Below are 17,505 nucleotides of genomic sequence, written 5' to 3'. Positions count from 1 at the left end.
GATTAAAAGTAATTTATACCTAGACAACTATCTTGTGTTGTAGACAAGCTTAATATATATAGTTTTACACAATTGAGAAAAGCGATCGCTACTTTACTTTAGAGTATTGTCTAACTACAAATAGGACTTTCAGGAACATTTTGTTTGTTCGAGCGATCTTACCGTGTAATCACTAAAAAAGTGTCTAAACGTCTGGATATCGGTCTACGAAAGTTAGTATCAAAGGCTAAAATTTGAGAAAAATTGATACAAACTCAGCAAATTTTTAAACAAAAGAACTAACAAGTATGAATGTTTTATTGTCTACAAATATTAGTGCATCGCCTCTTGGAAGTTGATTGACCATGTTGCAATTTTCGGAAATACGTATAAGCACTGAGGAAAAAGTGTAATCTTTATTATTTTAATGATTTATCTGTAGAAGAATTTGCTTTGCTTATTGAGAGCTTAGACTCCACCATTCAGTAAAAACTCTGTTATCTCATGCTGATTGTAAAGGAAACAGCAAATGAACAATTAACATCTCAATCAATGCGAAAAAATACAGTTTTCAAAAGTCCACATTTTTGTTTTAATGTACAAGAAAAAAGTCGTCTAAAATTTCAGGAAATTTACTGTGTACAAGCCAACATCATTTGTGTTTAGTGTGGTGTTACTAGTAGGATGTTTTGCTTTTACTATGCCTACGTCGGTTCAGGCTCAGGTGTTAGTGGCGCAAAATAAAAACCCCGAATTAAAGCAATTACTAGAAGAAGGGCGGAGGTTAGTTGATACAGGTGATTATGGTGGCGCGATCGCTGTTTATCAACAAGCAGCTAGCCTAGATCCTAAGAATGCTAAAATTTATTCCGGTATTGGTTACTTGTACGCTCAACAAGGAAATTATCAAGCGGCATTAACGGCTTATCGTAAGGCGATCGCAATTAACCCTAACAATAGTGATTTTTATTACGCTGTCGGTTACATCAAAGCCAATTTGGGAGACACCGCCGGGGCAAAAGAAGGTTACCGTCGTGCCATACAGTTAAACCGTAACAATGTTAACGCCTACTTAGGCTTAGCTGTAACTCAATCTCGTCTAGGAGATTATACCGCTGCTGGCTGGGCATACGAACAAGCACTGAGCTTAGATAAAAACAATGCCCAAACTTATGAATTGATGGGTTCGATGTATAAACAGCGACGGCAGGCCAAACAAGCGAACACTGCCCTTCAAAAAGCCCGCGACTTATATAAGCGCCGCAATGACTTAGATGGGGTGGACAGAGTAGAAGCCATGCTGCGGCAGTTAGGAGGATGAGATTAATCCAACTGGCGTCCCGTTAATTCCACAAAAATGTCTTCCAGGTTAGAGGGACGCACCATCATTCCGGTTTTATCGGGCTGTTCATTCAAGTAAATATTTGCTTCTTCCAACGAAGGGAAAAACAAATATTCCCAACTCCGGGCGCTGTCACTTCCTATTTCAGATAAATTCAATTGCTTCATCACCAAACCTTCACCGTAGGTAGAACGCAGTTGTTTTAGCGTTCCCAAAGAAATCAGTTTACCGCCATCCATAATACCGATGCGTCCTGGTTTGGCGGAACCGAAAGCATCACACAAAAATTCGACCTCATCCATATAATGAGTCGTTAGTAGCATCGTCATCCCCTGCTTATTCAAATCCCGAATAATTTCCCAAAGGCGTCGTCTAGTTTGGGGGTCTAGTCCTACCGTTGGTTCATCCAAAAACAACATTTGGGGTTGATGCAATAACGCCCTCGCGATTTGCAACCGTCGTTTCATACCGCCAGACAGGGTTTTGACCAAATCGTTACGTTTTTCCGTTAGCTCAACATATTCCAGCCATTGATTAATTAATTGTTGTCGCTGCGGGTTGCTAATGTGATGTAGCCTCCCATGCAGTTCCATATTTTCCCAAACAGTTAAATCATTATCTACGCTGACTTGTTGCAAAACTACGCCAATACTTTTTTTTGCCAACATTGGTTGGCTGACTACATCATATCCATTGACTTCTATCCGTCCTTGGGAAGGTTTGGTTAGTGTAGTCAGCATCCGAATAGTGGTAGATTTTCCCGCACCGTTGGGGCCGAGTAGAGCAAATATTTCTCCTGCTTCAATTTGGAATGACAGGTCGTTGACTACAGGGACGTTGTTGTAAAACTTGTAGACGTTTTCTAGGAAGACAGCAGCAGTCATAGATAAGTTGCTCACACCATTTCACGATCAACACTACCATTGCGATCGCATCTGAAGCAGAATATAACTGCGAAGCTCTACGCTGGAAAACTTAGGCAGTGAGTATTTTTGACAAATGAAAAATGGTTTGAAACTTACCTTTGACACTGGGCAAACAGCATTAGCTATTCGAGTTGAACAGCAAGCAGAATTGCCAAATGCTTTTAAGCAAATAGGGCTTAGTGACTCGCGTCCGGTTTTAGTAGTGGTGGGGGGTGCAAGTAATATAAGTGAAGCTGAATTTCTCCGCATTCAACGGTTATTTGTGGAAGTTTTAGCCCCCATTGCCGAAAATTTGGGGGCTTATGTCGTGGATGGAGGTACGGATGGGGGACCGATGCGATTAATGGGTGAAGCTCGTAACCAGATAGGTGCTAAGTTTACTTTGATTGGTGTGACACCCGAAAGCAAAGTGACTTTACCTAATCAGTTAGAAGTTGCTGCTGATTTGACACCGTTAGAGCCGAACCATACTCATTTTGTGCTGGTTCCTGGAAATAATTGGGGTGATGAGTCCCCTTGGATATCTGATGTTGCAACTGTGCTATCTTGTAGCGCACCTTCGTTAACAGTACTTTTGAACGGTGGCGAAATTACCTTTAAGGACGCATTTTCTAGCGTTAATACTGGTAGGTTAGTCTTGGTGATTGCTGGTAGTGGTAGAACCGCAGATATACTTGCAGCTGCTTTGGGTGGAGATGCTTTTGTCTCCCAACTGGTAGTAGAGCAAGGTTCTCTTAGTAGTTATGACACTAGATTATTAAATGATGTAGGAAAACAAAAAACACAGCGTGAGATTGACAAACTTACAGCTGAAATTAGACAAATTAGAAGTGAGACTGCGGGAAGCCTATTTTGGGTGAAGTTACTGGGAGTTTTTGTTACTGTAGGAGGGGCTGTTGGAGGTTATGTTCTTGCACAAAAAGAGACAAATCAAGACCGATTAAAATTTGAAACTGATAAAGAACAAAAGCGACTAGATTTTGAACATCGCAAAGATGTAGATACAGCTTACCAAGGCATCATACAGGAATTGACTACACCAGAGCGACCATTGTTACGTGCAGCAGCAGCGATGAAGCTAGGTTCACTTTTGCAAGAATTTCCTAGTGAATGGAATGTCCCTGAATACAGAAAGAAGCAACTGATTCATTTAACCAAACAGATATTAGTAGTAGCTTTAATTAACGAATCTGAACCCAAAGTTCGCAAAGTATTAACTACTTCCCTGGCGCAGGACTCTAACTTGCAAGAACTTGATTTATCTGAAGTACAGGCTGCCAACGCCTATTGGGCAAAAATAGATTTTACTGGAACTGATTTTTTTAAAGCAAATTTATCTTGCACATCGTTCCGAAAAGCTAAGCTTTGTGGAGTACAGTTTCGCAGTGCCAATCTCCAGGAAGCAGTTCTAGCTGAAGCTAATTGTACAGAAACGAATTTTAAGCTAGCTGACCTAAGTCGTGCAAATTTAAGCAATACAAATATGGCAGGAGCTATTTTAGTTGATGCTAACTTAGAAGAAGCTGACTTACTACGTGCTTATAACTTAAGTGTAGAACAAATCAAAGCTGCAAAAAATTGGGAACTTGCCCATTACGATCGAGAATTACGTGTACAGCTTGGCTTAGATTCGTAGTATTGCCCACTTGATTTTGCCCTCGTGCAGTTTTATCTACTATCTGAACTTCATAATGTAAATTCTTAAGTTAAAAAATATAGTTTTTGCAAGCAAAATCTTTACTAATGTCCAATTATTTCTCAATTTTATAGAAATTAATCTTCTGTAAATTCTCACTTTAAAAGTAATCTTATCTTGGGCTACGAGCTAGATATTATCGTTTTTTTTAAATAAACTCCCCCCTGTTAGATAAAAACAAGGGGAGAGCTAAAACTAAAGTCCGGTAGGGTAATCGGGCTATTTAAGTTTTTATTATTTATCAACTTAATCTTATTCCTCCTGAAGATAGAGAAATATTTGCTGAAAATGCTATCTTGGTAGCTTTTGAAAAAAATTCCCCATTTCGGTTGAGAAATGGGGGAATGTGGAGTTAAAGTTCGTCAGGTGATCGGAATATCTGTTTATTTTGTCTTGATACTATCTTTCTTAATTCCTCCGTGAGGTAGATAAATAGCTAATCAATATACTGGTGGATGTATTCTTCAACACTTTAATACCAAAGAATATCTCTTCTATTCACTGTCAGAGTTGTATTCGAGACTTGTAGATCCCCTTAAATCCCCCTTTTTAAGGGGGACTTTGAGAAGTTTTACCCCCTTTTTAAGGGGAGCCAGCGCGGTCTTGGGGTCTCCCCAAGTGGAGCGACTGGCGTGGGCTAGGGGGGATCGAGCTAAATATTTAATACTTCTCAGACATCCTCTTAGCTACCCTTGGGCACAGCATCTCCAGGGCCAGCTGTGACAATCACCAAGTTTTCCGGCTGAATTAAATCCTGAATTACTTGTTTGATTTGAGCCATACTAACTGCCTGAATTTGCTGCGGAAATTCTCGAATTTCTGTTCGTGAAAGACCTAAGACAGCATTATCTAAAATGATGCTAGATACATTACTAGGATTAGCTAAATCCACAGGGTAACTGTTAGTAATTGAGCGTTTTGCTGTGTTGAATTCAGCTTCAGTTACTCCTTGTTCGCGTAATTGTTTGAGTAAAGCAATAGTACTGGCGATCGCTTTTTGGGCATCTCCGGGAGCAGTCTGCATTTGAATCAAGAAGGGGCCGGGATTAACTCCAGCAGCAAAAGCACTGTAAATACCATAGGTTAAACCTTGGCGATCGCGCACTTCCGTACCCAAGCGACTCGCTAAGGTATCGCCACCCAAAATTTGATTCAGCACTAATGCTGCATAGAAACGCTTGTCTTTCCTGGAAATACCGTTGTAGCCGATGTAAGTTACAGCCTCGGCTTTACCGGGAATTACTTTGTTTAATTGTGTCAAACTTTGCGGTAATTCCACGGACGGAACTTTGAGAACAGGTGGCTTCCCTGTGACTTCCCATTTGCCAAATTCCTGATTTAGCAATGCTTTGACTTTAACTGGATCGAAGTCTCCCACTAATGCGATGGTTGTAGTATCTGGTCGGTAATTTGTCTGGTAGAAATTAAGCAAATCATCACGAGTAATACTTTTTAAACTTTCTTCCGTGGGGAAACTGTGGAATGGATGATTTTCTGGGTAAATTGCCTGTTGAAATACCCGTCTTCCCAGACCGTTGGGGTCATCTAACTGGACTTTGAGACTTGTTAGCGCCCTTTGGCGGCTGAGTTCTAACTGGTCGGCGGGGAATGTGGCATTTTTTAAGACATCTGCCAGAGTTTGAATCAATATTGGCAGGTTTGCTGACAAACCCTCACCAGTTATGTTTACGCCTTCGCGGCTAGCACTGAAGTTTAAACCGGCTCCTTGGTCTTCTAAGGTTTTTGCTAGGGTGAGAGCATTTTTAGTTTTGGTTCCATTCATTAAGTTGATTGCGGTGAGATTCGCTAATCCGGCTTTTTGATTGCCATCAAACTCAGTACCAGCATCAATTTGACCGCTGAGATTAATGGTTGGAACATTGCGATCGCTTAACAACAGAACTCGCAAACCATTATTCAAGGTAAACTCTTGTGGAAGCGATTGTTTGTTGGAATCTGTAGTTGATGTGGCAGGTGGCAGATATTTAGCTAGTTCTGCTGGGTCTACTGGTTTACCAGGGCTGAAATTTTCCACTGTGCGACCAGAACCAGCGCCAGAAGTTCCTGGTTGACCATCCGGTTGGGTGGGTTCAAAGTAGCCAATGGTTTGTTTAGCAGGATTGAGGTAAGTTTTTGCTGCTTTTTGTACTTGGTCTGGGGTGACTTTGGCGATCGCAGCGAGATACTTTTCAATAAAATGATAATCCCCGGCTACAGTTTGGTTATATCCCAGGAGGTTGGCCTGACTGGTGATGTCCTGGTTACCCAATATATATGAGGCTTGGAGTTGCGTCTTAGCTCGCTTCAACTCTTCGGCACTCACAGGCTTCTGTTGCAATTTTGTCAAAGATTCTTGGAGTACCTGGGCAATTTTGCTTAACTGTTGACCCTGAGCCGCCGTAGCATTAATTTCATACCAACCGGGTTCGATGAGTTCTACAGCACCACCGCTAACTGAACTAGCGAGTCCAGATTCTACCAAGGCTTGGTAAAGCCTAGAACTACGCCCACCTGTGAGAACAGCATCCATCACATCAATCGCTGGCACATCGGGATGGTTGAGACTTGGTAGAGGATACAGTGCTTGTAGTAGTGCTGCACTTCCAGGTTGCTTGAGAACGATGGGTGCTTTTTGATTAGCAGGAGTAGCTGAGGAAGCATCGGCAAGGGAGGAAGATGTCAAGAAATTATCCAGCGCTTTGCTTGCGTCATCAAGCACCTTATCTTGTTTTGCTTGTGGCGATACCTTACCAAAAGTTGCTTGCACAACTTTCAGCACAGGTTCTGTGGCAAAATCCCCGGTAATCACCAAAGTGGCATTTTCTGGGCTGTAATACTTTTGGTAGTAATTTCGTACCTGCTCCACCGTGAATTTCTCAACATCTGCTTTTGTACCTCCCACTGGTAAGCCATAGGCTCGATTGGGGAAAGCATTCCGCATGACTTCCCGATTCAAACGATACTCAGGTGAATTTTCGTAGCCTTGTAATTCAGAGATTACTACTCGCTTTTCACTTGTGAGTTGCTCAGGGTTAATTAAAGCATTTTTCATGCGATCGGCTTCTAATGTCAGCAATGCTTCGAGTCTGTCTCGCTGCACTGTGCCAAAATAGGCTGTTTCGTCATAACTGGTGAAGGCATTGAATTGGCTGCCCAAGGCACTAAACAAGCGCCCAAACTGCACTGGACGGTCAGTTGTGCCTTTGAACATCAAATGTTCTAGCTGGTGGGAAATACCATTTTCTCCCTTAACCTCGTTGCGCGAACCGACTTTATACCAAACTTGCACGCTCACCACGGGAGCGGTATGAACTTCTTTGGTTAGGACGGTTAAACCATTATCCAATACCGTCTTTTGCACTCCTTGGGTGAATGAGAGTGCAGATACGGGTGCAGTGGCTGTTGGTGTTGCAGCAATAGTAAAATTGCCCGAAAACGGCACTAAGGTGAGGAGAAGACTCAGAAAAAATCCAATAAGCATGTATGCGCGTAGCTTCATAAGCAGTGGGAAATGAAAAATTCAAGTTGACAAAATACAATTTCAGAAGAAATACCTAAGACTTCTTGCAGAAGTGGGGAAAAGGGGAAGGGGAAAGGGGGAAAGGTTTGGTATTTTCCCTTTCCCCTTTAACATGAGTCCCTTTTCCCATCTCTTGCAAAAGTGCTTTTTGCAAGAGGTCTCTAGTTTTGACCAAGTTCAACAACCTCTAATTTTTAATTTTGGATTTCGGTAAGGAAAAACCAGGAAGTAAATCAGCGTCCTATTACCAAAGATTTTTCTACCTACTAATTGAGCTTTATAAACTAGTAATTATTTCATCCTAATTCATGTCTCAAGTTCCGATTTGGCTGGAAACATCACGGTTAATGTTACGTGGATTTCAGGATAGCGACATAGCCGCGTTCTTGTCCTATCGCTCCGATCCCCAAGTGGCGAAGTATCAAAGTTGGGATACGCCTTACTCAGAAATGGAAGCGTTGAAATTTATACAATCTATGAAGCAGTCAATACCAGGCGTATTGGGTGAGTGGTATCAGCTAGCGATTGAACTGAAGGATACAGGCGAAATGATTGGGGACTGCGCCTTTTGCATTTTAGCTGATGACGGACGACAGGCAGAAATTGGCTTCACACTAATGCGATCGCACCAAGGTAAAGGCTGTGCAACTGAGGCTGTAACCAAGTTACTCGAATATTTATTTACAGAATACAAACTGCATCGTGTACGTGCAAACTGCGATCGTGCAAACATCGCATCCGCTAAACTTTTAGAGCGAGTTGGTATGAGGCGCGAAGGACACTTTATCAAAAGTTTGTGGTTTAAAGGCCACTGGGTAGACGAACTATGGTTCGCTATTTTGCAAGAAGAATGGCAACGATGAAGTTTTAAATACTGGTGTATTCACTTAATTAACGTTTAATTTGTTGAGGAAAGTTAGGAACTAACAACGATCGCTCTAATTCACCTTGCTCGTTATAAAACTTCATTTCACCTTGTTCGTTACATAACCATACTTCCACAGCTTGAGCTTCTAAATACAAATTTTTTTTAAATTCCATTTCTTCCCAAGTGTTACTACTGGATTTAACTTCTACACAAATTTCTGGTGCAATAGACGCTGATATTTCATTTTCAATTTGAGTAAAACGTTCCTCTGAACACCAAACAACATCAGCAACTTTCACGCTGTCTGATGTGTTAATAGCACATTCTGGCATTACTTCTCCCGTATGCAATAAAGATTCTAATAAACGTTGAATTCTGCCTTGATAAAAAGAATGTTTAATTTTTACTGGACTCATTACGATTTGACCCCATTTATTTAATTCGATTTTGAAGGGTAAATCTTGTAATTGTTTGTTTTCGCAAACTTCTTCCCATCTCATAGTTAATATTTAGCTAGAGTGATTAATTTAATTTTAACTGAACTATTAATTAATACTTGTTAGAGATAAAATTTCACGCAAAGGCGAGCCAGTGCGTTGGGCGGTGCTGACTTGTACTCCTTCGGAGAACCCGCAGGGTAGCAACTGGCAGCGCAAAGTCGCCAATAAAAAACTTTGCGCCTTTGGTGATTATGTTTTTTTAAACTTCAACATTTAAAGTACGCACCAAAAAAGCCCATTTATCCGCGGCTTCTTCGATAATTTTAGCTGTGGGTTTACCTGCTCCATGCCCTGCCTTAGTTTCAATTCTAATTAGCACTGGCGCATCACCTGTGTGATTTGCTTGTAAAGCGGCGGCAAATTTGAAACTATGAGCGGGAACAACGCGGTCGTCGTGGTCGGCTGTGGTAATCAAAGTTGCAGGGTAAGCTGTGTCTGGTTTGAGATTGTGCAATGGTGAATAAGCATACAACGCAGGAAATTCTTCTGGATTATCTGGGGAACCATATTCAGTAGTCCAAGCCCAGCCGATGGTAAATTTGTGGAATCGCAACATATCCATAACGCCGACTGCTGGTAAAGCTGCACCAAATAAATCAGGACGCTGGGTCATACAAGCACCCACTAATAAACCGCCGTTACTTCCACCTGCGATCGCCAGTTTATCAGTTTTAGTATACTTGTTAGCAATCAACCACTCAGCCGCCGCAATAAAATCATCGAAGACGTTCTGTTTTTTCTCCTTCATTCCTCCTTGATGCCATTCTTCCCCATACTCGCCACCACCACGTAAATTCGGCATTGCATAGACACCACCCATTTCCATCCATACCAACAAACTCACAGAAAAACCAGGTGTCATGGAAGCATTAAAACCACCATAAGCATAAAGATAAGTCGGGTTATTTCCATCCAATTTAATGCTTTTTTTGTGAGTGATAAACATTGGCACTCTAGTACCATCTTTGCTGTGATAAAAGACTTGTTTTGTCTCATAATGATCGGGATTAAAATCTACCTTTGGTGCGCGGAAAATCTCACTTTTTCCAGTTACCATATCGTAGCGATAAATAGTCCCTGGTATGGTAAAGCTAGTAAAATTATAAAAACTCTCAGTATCGTAACGCTTACCACCAAAGCCACCTGCGGAACCAAGTCCCGGTAATTCTACCTCGCGTATGAATTCACCCTTGAGGTCAAAAATTTTAATTTGGGTGTGAGCATCTTTCAAATAATCAGCAACCAATTGGTTATTGAGAATACTAACACCTTCCAAAGTTTCTGCTGACTGGGGAATAATTTCTTGCCAATTTTCCGGTACAGGTTTGTTGGTATCAATGGCAATTAATCTTCCCCGTGGGGCATTTAAATCTGTACGAAAATAAAAGACGCTGCCATCATTATCGATAAAGCTGTAATCTGCCTCAAACTCGTTAATTAGTTCTACAACTTCAGCATTGGGATTAGTCAAGTCTTTGTAGAAAACTAAATTTTTAGAATCAGTTCCCAGCCAAACAGAAATTATCAAATAGCGCCCATCTTCAGTTACTCCACCACTAAAGCCCCATTCTTCTTGGTCGGGACGATGATAAATTAGTACATCTTCTGATTGGGGTTTGCCTAGTTGATGATAGTAAAGTTTTTGATAGTAATTAACATCTTCTAATCGAGTTTTTTCATTCGGTTCATCGTAGCGACTATAGAAAAAACCTTGGCGATCGCGTGTCCAAGATGCACCAGAAAACTTAATCCATTTCAAATGGTCTTGTAAATCTTCTCCAGTTTCGATATCCCGAACTTTCCACTCTTGCCAATCAGAACCAGATGTCGAGATACCATAAGCTAAAAGTTTACCATCTTCGCTAATGGACAATCCCGAAAGCGCAACAGTACCATCTTCGGATAATTTATTCGGGTCGAGTAAAACTCTAGGTTCAGCATCGAGAGATTTTAGCGTGTAGAGGACACTTTGATTTTGCAGCCCATCATTTTTAAAATAAAAGTATTGTTCGCCTTCTTTAAAAGGGATACTGTATTTTTCATAATCCCAAAGTTTCGTCAGGCGTTGTTTAATTTTTTCCCTAGCCGAAATTTCACCCAAGTAGCCAAAAGTAACTTGATTTTGTGATTCAATCCAAGCCCTTGTTTCTGGGGAATCAGGATTTTCTAACCAACGGTAGGGATCTGCAACTACAGTACCGTGATAATTATCGACTCGATCGCTCTTGTGGCTGGATGGGTAAGTGAGGGATTTTTCAGACGACGGCATAATATCAGGTTAAAAGTACTATTTTACATATTACAAAGGTAGACCCCAGATTTGGACTATATACTATGCTAGTGTGCGCCGAAGTTGCAGATTATATGCTTAAGACTGTCATTTGTCATTAGTCCTTTGTTTTTTGCTAATGACCAATCAAGTAATTATGCGATTGAGTGGAGACGAATTAATTATGACTGTTTTAACTTTAGAGTTACTTATCTGGTGAAGATATTTTGCCTGGTTTTATTTTAAATCTACAATTATTTTTGGGATAATCATTCTCAAACAAAAAGCCCCGTCAGAAGCCGGGGCGAATACGTGCTATTTCACCTTATAGAACAATTGTACTACAAAACGCTATTAAAAGCAAAACCTAAGACCGTGTAGAGTTTTGCCTGCGTAAAATCCGAGTCTTTTAGTTGGTTTAGCTAACCAGTTTCTCTCCTTTGAGCATCCGCGATGCAGCTTCTAGTAGCGCTTCTTCAAGATAAGGCTTAGTAAAGTAGCCACTTGCGCCTAGTTGAACTGCCATTTGTCTGTGCTTGTCTGCACCTCTTGAGGTGAGCATCGCAATGGGTAGGTGGTTAAGGTTAGAGTCTTTCTGAATGCGAGAGAGTAACTCCAGACCATCGCAACGGGGCATTTCAATGTCGCAAAATACGATGTCGCAAGGCAAACCGGAGCGGAGTTTATCCCAAGCTTCCTGACCGTCACGCGCTTGTTCTACGCGATAACCTGCTTTGTTAAAGGTCAAAGATAGCAATTCTCGGACTGTGATTGAGTCATCAACAATTAGCACCGTTGGATCGATCTTCGCAGCAGGAGTGTCTGTGGGAGTTGATTTCTGTTGCCAAGAACTACCACTAATTTGTGTAGAAATTCGTCCTTGGAAGATATCGATGATTTCTAGCACGTCAGCGATGGGCATAATGCGACCATCGCCCAGAACTGTAGCGCCGGCTACACCAATAGGTTTAGGTGCCGGCCCTTCAAATTGCTTAATTACAATTTCTTGTTCGCTCAACACCAAATCGATTTGTAGGGCAATGAGCGTATTCCCCGATCGCACCACAACCACAGAAACCATATCATCATCTCGGTTACCGCCATACACGTTACCGCGACTAATTTGGCGATTGAAGGTTAAAAGTTCCTTCAAAGGTCGGAATGGCAGCAGCGTATCACGCCAAGAAATAAACGATTGTCCGTTGGCGTTATGCTGAATATTTTTGACTGGGATGTCGAGGGTATCTTCTACACCGTCCATCGGGAAGGCAATTCTGGCTCTATCGGAGACACAACACAGAGCTTTACAAATACTCAGAGTCAGCGGCAAACGAATTGTGAAAGTGGTTCCCTTGCCAATTGCAGAATCGGTGTTCACTGTGCCCCGAATTTCGCTAATGGCAGAACGCACCACGTCCATACCCACACCGCGACCAGAAATTTCGTCTGCCTGGTCTTTGATGCTAAAACCAGATTGGAATAATAGGTCGTAAACTTCCAGGCGAGACATGGTTTTCGCCTGAGCTTCGGTAATCATACCAATTTTGACTGCCTTAGCTTTAACCCGTGCGGGATCGATACCTGCACCGTCATCGCCTACAGAAATTACAGTTTGGTTACCTTGGTGGAAGGCACGGATAGTAATGATGCCTACGGGTGGCTTACCCGCAGCTTGTCTTTGTTCTGGGGTTTCGATACCGTGAGCGATCGCATTATTGAGCATGTGCGTTAGCGGATCGCTGAGATGATCTAAAATCATCTTGTCAATTAAAGTATCGCCACCTTCAATTACCAACTCTACTTGTTTGCCACACTTGATGGCGTTGTCGCGCACACCCCGCCGCCAGCGATCGATAGTTTGGGCAAAGGGCACCATTCGCGCTCTTGTGAGTCCCTCTTGTAGCTGGGTGGTTACCTGACGGAATTGCCGTGCGACTCGTTCGGTTTCTTCGGTGACAAAATCAATGTCGCTAGCAGACTCACGCACTCGGACAATGCGCTCAATCATCTGCTGAGAGAGTGTATGGAAGGGAGTAAAGCGATCCATTTCTAGCTCGCTAAAACCTCTGTCCGAATTAGAGTCCTGGGAATGAGCGCCAGATTCTTTGGCTTTGCGTCCGGCTAACAGAGAAGCTTCTAAAAGCGATCGCTCGTACAACTCTTGCATCCTCGCTCCCACATCCGAGAGTTGTTGTACCTGAATCAGCAAGTTATCTAGTGATTGCCGCAACCGTTCGTGATCCTGCTCTAAGGTATTGCGATTTACCACCAACTCCCCAACTAAATTACTCATATCGTCCAGTTGCTTAACTGGAACTTTCATGGTTTCTTCAAATCTCGCAGTACGACGATTAGAGGGACGTGGAGTTTTATTTGTGTTCGGTTTTGTCAGTGCTGAATGTGATATTGTTTGATCTGCTTCTGCTAGCAACTTCTCCAAATCGCTAAATTCATCTACGCGTGCTGCTGGAGGGGGAGTTGTTGCTGCGATTGGTTGAGTTAAGGGTTGGCGTTGGCTTACCCCGTCGTAGACATCGCTAGATGCAGCAGCCTCATTTTTATCTGTACCCAACAATTCTTCCAGGGCAGCAAAATCTAATTCTGGTATTTCTTGTGCTTTGGGAACAGGTGCTAATTCCTCTCCTAATAATGCTTCCAAGTTTGCAAATTCATCTTCTGGAGCAACTTCTTCAACAGTTTCTGTTTCTGTCAATTCTTCAGTCAAAGCTACAGCATTTTCCGACTCTAACACTGGTGCAGCTTCAGATGTCTCTCCTAAATTAAATAAATTTGCTTCCGGGTTCTCATTTGTTTCTCCACTTTCGGAAATAATCGTTTCTGCTAATTCATTTACGCTTAACGATTCAATTGCTGCTAGGTTTTCTTCTAATTCTAATAAAGGAGTTTCTGTAAACAATAAATCATTCGTAAAACTCAGTTCTGAATTTTCTAAATCTGTGCTTTCCGCAAATTCAAAACCAGTTTCTAAATTATTATCTTCAGTATCTAAAACTTCTGAGCTTGTCTGGAATAACGTGGAAGTTTCTGGAGTCGATAATTCACCTACCAAATCATCTGGGATCTCCATTTGAATGTAGGTGGAACTGTCAACCGCTACATCCTCAAACAGTGACTGGGGATTTTCATCAAAAGAGCCAAACAAATCATCTGGCTGTGCTTGGGTTAATTCTGAAGTTTCTGAACCCGTTAGTTCGCTCACCAAATCATCTGGAATCTCCATCTGAATGTAGGTCGAACTATCAACCGCTACATCCTCAAACAGTGACTGGGAATTTTCATCAAAAGAGCCAAACAAATCATCTGGCTGTGCTTGGGTTAATTCTGAAGTTTCTGAACCCGTTAGTTCGCTCACCAAATCATCTGGAATCTCCATCTGAATGTAGGTCGAACTATCAACCGCTACATCCTCAAACAGTGACTGGGGATTTTCATCAAAAGAGCCAAACAAATCATCTGGCTGTGCTTGGGTTAATTCTGAAGTTTCTGAACCCGTTAGTTCGCTCACCAAATCATCTGGAATCTCCATCTGAATGTAGGTGGAACTGTCAACCGCTACATCCTCAAACAGTGACTGGGGATTTTCATCAAAAGAGCCAAACAAATCATCTGGCTGTGCTTGGGTTAATTCTGAAGTTTCTGAACCCGTTAGTTCGCTCACCAAATCATCTGGAATCTCCATCTGAATGTAGGTGGAACTGTCAACCGCTACATCCTCAAACAGTGACTGGGGATTTTCATCAAAAGAGCCAAACAAATCATCTGGCTGTGCTTGGGTTAATTCTGAAGTTTCTGAACCCGTTAGTTCGCTCACCAAATCATCTGGAATCTCCATCTGAATGTAGGTGGAACTGTCAACCGCTACATCCTCAAACAGTGACTGGGGATTTTCATCAAAGGGGCTAAGTTCTAGCTCTGGAGATGTTTGATTAGAATCAACAGCAGATATCTCTGGGATCTGATTAGTAAACTCTGGAATGAAATCAAGAGTTTCTGGCTGTTGAGATAAACTATGAATTTCCCCTTCTACAAGATGTGCTGCGAACAACTGGGCTGATTCTTCTAATGTTGCTACTTCGTTAATTTCAGATAAAATCGTTGAATTAACAGGTGTTAATTCTTCAAATAAATCATCCCCAGCATTTGATGATAATGTTAGAGCGAGGTGTTCTTCATCTTGTAAATTAAGAGCGAAATCTTCTATGTCGAAACTGCTTATCGCAGAATTATTGGAATCCCGATTATCAGTAAAAATGTCATCAGCGCTAGCAGTAAATAAATTATTTTCTAATATATTTTCTAAATTTCGTTCAGCTAAAGCATCGAATTCATCCTTTGATTCTTCTGTACTTTCCTGGCTCCAGAAGTTGCTCAAGTCATCTTCTGCTGGAGAGAATTCAGATGTATTTATCGAAGATATATCAAATAAATCAGCAATTTCAGAATTGCTATTTGGCAGTAATGCATGTTCTTGTTTGTCAGCAAATAGGTTATCTAAAGACAAGCCTGTTGCTTGAGGTAATTCTATATAGTCACTAGGGGTAATTTCTTCTACCCAATTTTTATTTTCAGGTTCTAAAAATAAGTTATCGAGAGTGTTTTCTTGGTTGCTGGATAGTTCTACACTAGCAAAGTTGTCATTTTCAGGCTGAGTGACTTCGCCTGGAATCAATAGCTCATTCTCATCTACTGTCAGTGATAATAAGTCTGCAACTACATCGTTATCATCAACATTATTTGGAACAATTTCTTCATTTTTTTGTTCCGTAAGTTCTGATAAAATTGCTTCAGAACCTGCATCTAAATTAAAATCGAGTTCATTAATATCGCTGAACTCTACATTCGTAGCAGGAGTTTGTTGAGTTCGCGGTTCCGAATTGTCTTTTTCTAGGAAGTTGTCGCCAAATAACAGCGATAAATCTTCTGTTTTAGCAGTGGTTGTGGTCTGCTGTTCGTTGCTGGCATCTTCATCAAATGAAAGTAAATCTGATAAATCTCCATCAGAATCTTCCGTTTCATTGCTGTTGAAACCAATTCCCAATTCATCAGTAGAAGTAATCTCTAAACTTTCTTCTTGATGCCAAGGTTCATCTAGATCGGGAGTCTCGCCTTCAAATAAATCGGCAAGGGTATTTAACTCAGCTATTCCTACCTCTGGCCCGTTGGGGTCATGGTTCTTACTGATTGGATGTACTTCTTCGTGTAGAGTAAATGTAAAGCTAGCCTCAGTTGCAGCGTTTGGTGATTGTTGTAACTCCAAAGAGGCGCGATCGCTTTCTAGATTCAGTTCTTCAATTGGCTCAGATAAGTTAGTTGTTTCTTGAGCAATTGATTCTGCTGGAGACTGTTCGTCAACTAAATCACGGGAAATTTCTAACAACTCAATTTCTGCAAAGTTCAACAGTGCTTCTAGGTGTTGACTAATTGCAATTTCGGCTTCCTTACCTTGCAGAACTAATTCTTGAGCTTGCTTGATTTCGGTAATGACGATTTTAGCTAAAGTTAAATAAGTATTTTCGGGATTGGCGATCGCACTTGCCGCCGCTTGGCACAAACCGCACCACTTGGACAAATTCCAAGCCTCGCCAAGTTTCACTAACTGATGACAGCAGTCCTGGAGGTTTTGCCGAGTTGAAGATGTTGTTGTTTGCTTAAACAGTTGCAACATTTCCCGCAGTGTTTGTAGCACCTGGGTTTGAAACTCGTTCCAATCAAGATTTTCTTTGGCGCTGGCTGAAGATGACACCTCTTGGGATGCTACAGCGAAAGATACTTCTGTAGATTCTTGATGCCCGTCTTCTGCCAAACTGGGAATATCTCGCCGCAGGAAAAGTTCTGTCAGTGTGGAGACATTCTCCACAGAACCCCCATGTTCCGTTGCAGATGAGCCGACTACTCCACTATTTCCTTGTTCTACAAGTTGTTCTAGATGCTCATTCAGCCACTGAAAGACAGGCTCAGCTTCTGACATTAATGTATTAGCTGTCTCTTCAGAAAGACCATAGGGGCCGCTCAAATGCTCTAACAGCGCTTTCAGAGTATCAGATACACCGAGGAATAAAGACTCTAACTTTTGGTCAACCTGAACCGGATGTTCTTTAAGAACCTTGAAACAATCTTCCAGACGGTGGGATGTATGCTGGATGCTAGTCAATCCAAGCATTGCCGCTCCTCCTTTGATGGAGTGAGCCGCCCGGAAGACTTCGCTAATCATTTCCGGGTCGTTAAGGGTACTCTCTAAATTCAGCAACCCCTGTTCAATTGTATTCAGGTGATCCCTGGCTTCTTCAATAAAGTAACCCAAAATCCGCTGTTGTTGTTCCGGCAGCATAGTTTTTTAGTCAAGAGTCATTACTCATTAGTCATTGGTCATTGGTCATTAGTCAT

Annotated in this window: 8 protein-coding genes; 3 read left to right on the top strand and 5 right to left on the bottom strand. The window is 41.7% G+C overall.

What is annotated here, in order from left to right; genetic code table 11:
• The first annotated feature begins 616 nt into the window (after positions 1 to 616).
• On the top strand, positions 617 to 1,300 hold the full coding sequence (locus NSTC745_RS14005; protein ID WP_445637677.1) for a tetratricopeptide repeat protein: 684 nt from the start codon (positions 617 to 619) through the stop codon (positions 1,298 to 1,300).
• Between the two features lie 2 nt (positions 1,301 to 1,302).
• Here the strand turns inward: NSTC745_RS14005 and NSTC745_RS14000 are convergent, their stop codons facing one another.
• The gene (locus tag NSTC745_RS14000) at positions 1,303 to 2,205 is read right to left on the bottom strand and encodes an ABC transporter ATP-binding protein (RefSeq protein WP_445638604.1); all 903 of its coding nucleotides are present in this window, start codon (positions 2,203 to 2,205) and stop codon (positions 1,303 to 1,305) included.
• Positions 2,206 to 2,320: 115 nt separating this feature from the next.
• Here NSTC745_RS14000 and NSTC745_RS13995 point away from each other — a divergent pair, with 115 nt between their 5' ends.
• Entirely contained in the window at positions 2,321 to 3,883 is a 1,563-nt protein-coding gene (locus tag NSTC745_RS13995) for a pentapeptide repeat-containing protein (RefSeq protein ID WP_445637676.1), read from the top strand.
• A gap of 742 nt (positions 3,884 to 4,625) precedes the next feature.
• Here NSTC745_RS13995 and NSTC745_RS13990 read toward each other — a convergent pair.
• Positions 4,626 to 7,424 carry a M16 family metallopeptidase gene (locus NSTC745_RS13990; protein ID WP_445637675.1) on the bottom strand — a complete coding sequence of 933 codons (2,799 nt, stop codon included), beginning with the start codon at positions 7,422 to 7,424 and terminating at the stop codon, positions 4,626 to 4,628.
• A 347-nt stretch (positions 7,425 to 7,771) separates the two neighbouring features.
• On the opposite strand from NSTC745_RS13990, the gene NSTC745_RS13985 reads away from it, so the two are divergent.
• On the top strand, positions 7,772 to 8,326 hold the full coding sequence (locus tag NSTC745_RS13985) for a GNAT family N-acetyltransferase (RefSeq protein WP_445637674.1): 555 nt from the start codon (positions 7,772 to 7,774) through the stop codon (positions 8,324 to 8,326).
• Between the two features lie 28 nt (positions 8,327 to 8,354).
• Here NSTC745_RS13985 and NSTC745_RS13980 read toward each other — a convergent pair whose 3' ends face one another.
• The 3 genes from NSTC745_RS13980 to NSTC745_RS13970 form a co-directional block, all read right to left on the bottom strand.
• Complete coding sequence (locus NSTC745_RS13980) at positions 8,355 to 8,831, bottom strand: Uma2 family endonuclease (RefSeq protein WP_099067281.1); 477 nt, start codon at positions 8,829 to 8,831, stop codon at positions 8,355 to 8,357.
• Between the two features lie 199 nt (positions 8,832 to 9,030).
• Entirely contained in the window at positions 9,031 to 11,100 is a 2,070-nt protein-coding gene (locus NSTC745_RS13975) for a prolyl oligopeptidase family serine peptidase (RefSeq protein ID WP_445637673.1), read from the bottom strand.
• A 418-nt stretch (positions 11,101 to 11,518) separates the two neighbouring features.
• On the bottom strand, positions 11,519 to 17,449 hold the full coding sequence (locus NSTC745_RS13970; protein WP_445637672.1) for a response regulator: 5,931 nt from the start codon (positions 17,447 to 17,449) through the stop codon (positions 11,519 to 11,521).
• Positions 17,450 to 17,505 lie beyond the last annotated feature (56 nt).

The organism is Nostoc sp. DSM 114161 (assembly GCF_052692665.1).
This window is presented reverse-complemented; position numbering and strand designations above follow the sequence as displayed.

Bases quoted from the DNA above. Each gene is read 5' to 3' on its own strand.
- NSTC745_RS14000 (WP_445638604.1), bottom strand. From the start codon at position 2,205: ATGACTGCTGCTGTCTTCCTAGAAAACGTCTACAAGTTTTACAACAAC.
- NSTC745_RS13990 (WP_445637675.1), bottom strand. From the start codon at position 7,424: ATGCTTATTGGATTTTTTCTGAGTCTTCTCCTCACCTTAGTGCCGTTT.
- NSTC745_RS13975 (WP_445637673.1), bottom strand. From the start codon at position 11,100: ATGCCGTCGTCTGAAAAATCCCTCACTTACCCATCCAGCCACAAGAGC.
- NSTC745_RS13985 (WP_445637674.1), top strand. From the start codon at position 7,772: ATGTCTCAAGTTCCGATTTGGCTGGAAACATCACGGTTAATGTTACGT.
- NSTC745_RS13970 (WP_445637672.1), bottom strand. From the start codon at position 17,449: ATGCTGCCGGAACAACAACAGCGGATTTTGGGTTACTTTATTGAAGAA.
- NSTC745_RS13995 (WP_445637676.1), top strand. From the start codon at position 2,321: ATGAAAAATGGTTTGAAACTTACCTTTGACACTGGGCAAACAGCATTA.
- NSTC745_RS13980 (WP_099067281.1), bottom strand. From the start codon at position 8,831: ATGAGATGGGAAGAAGTTTGCGAAAACAAACAATTACAAGATTTACCC.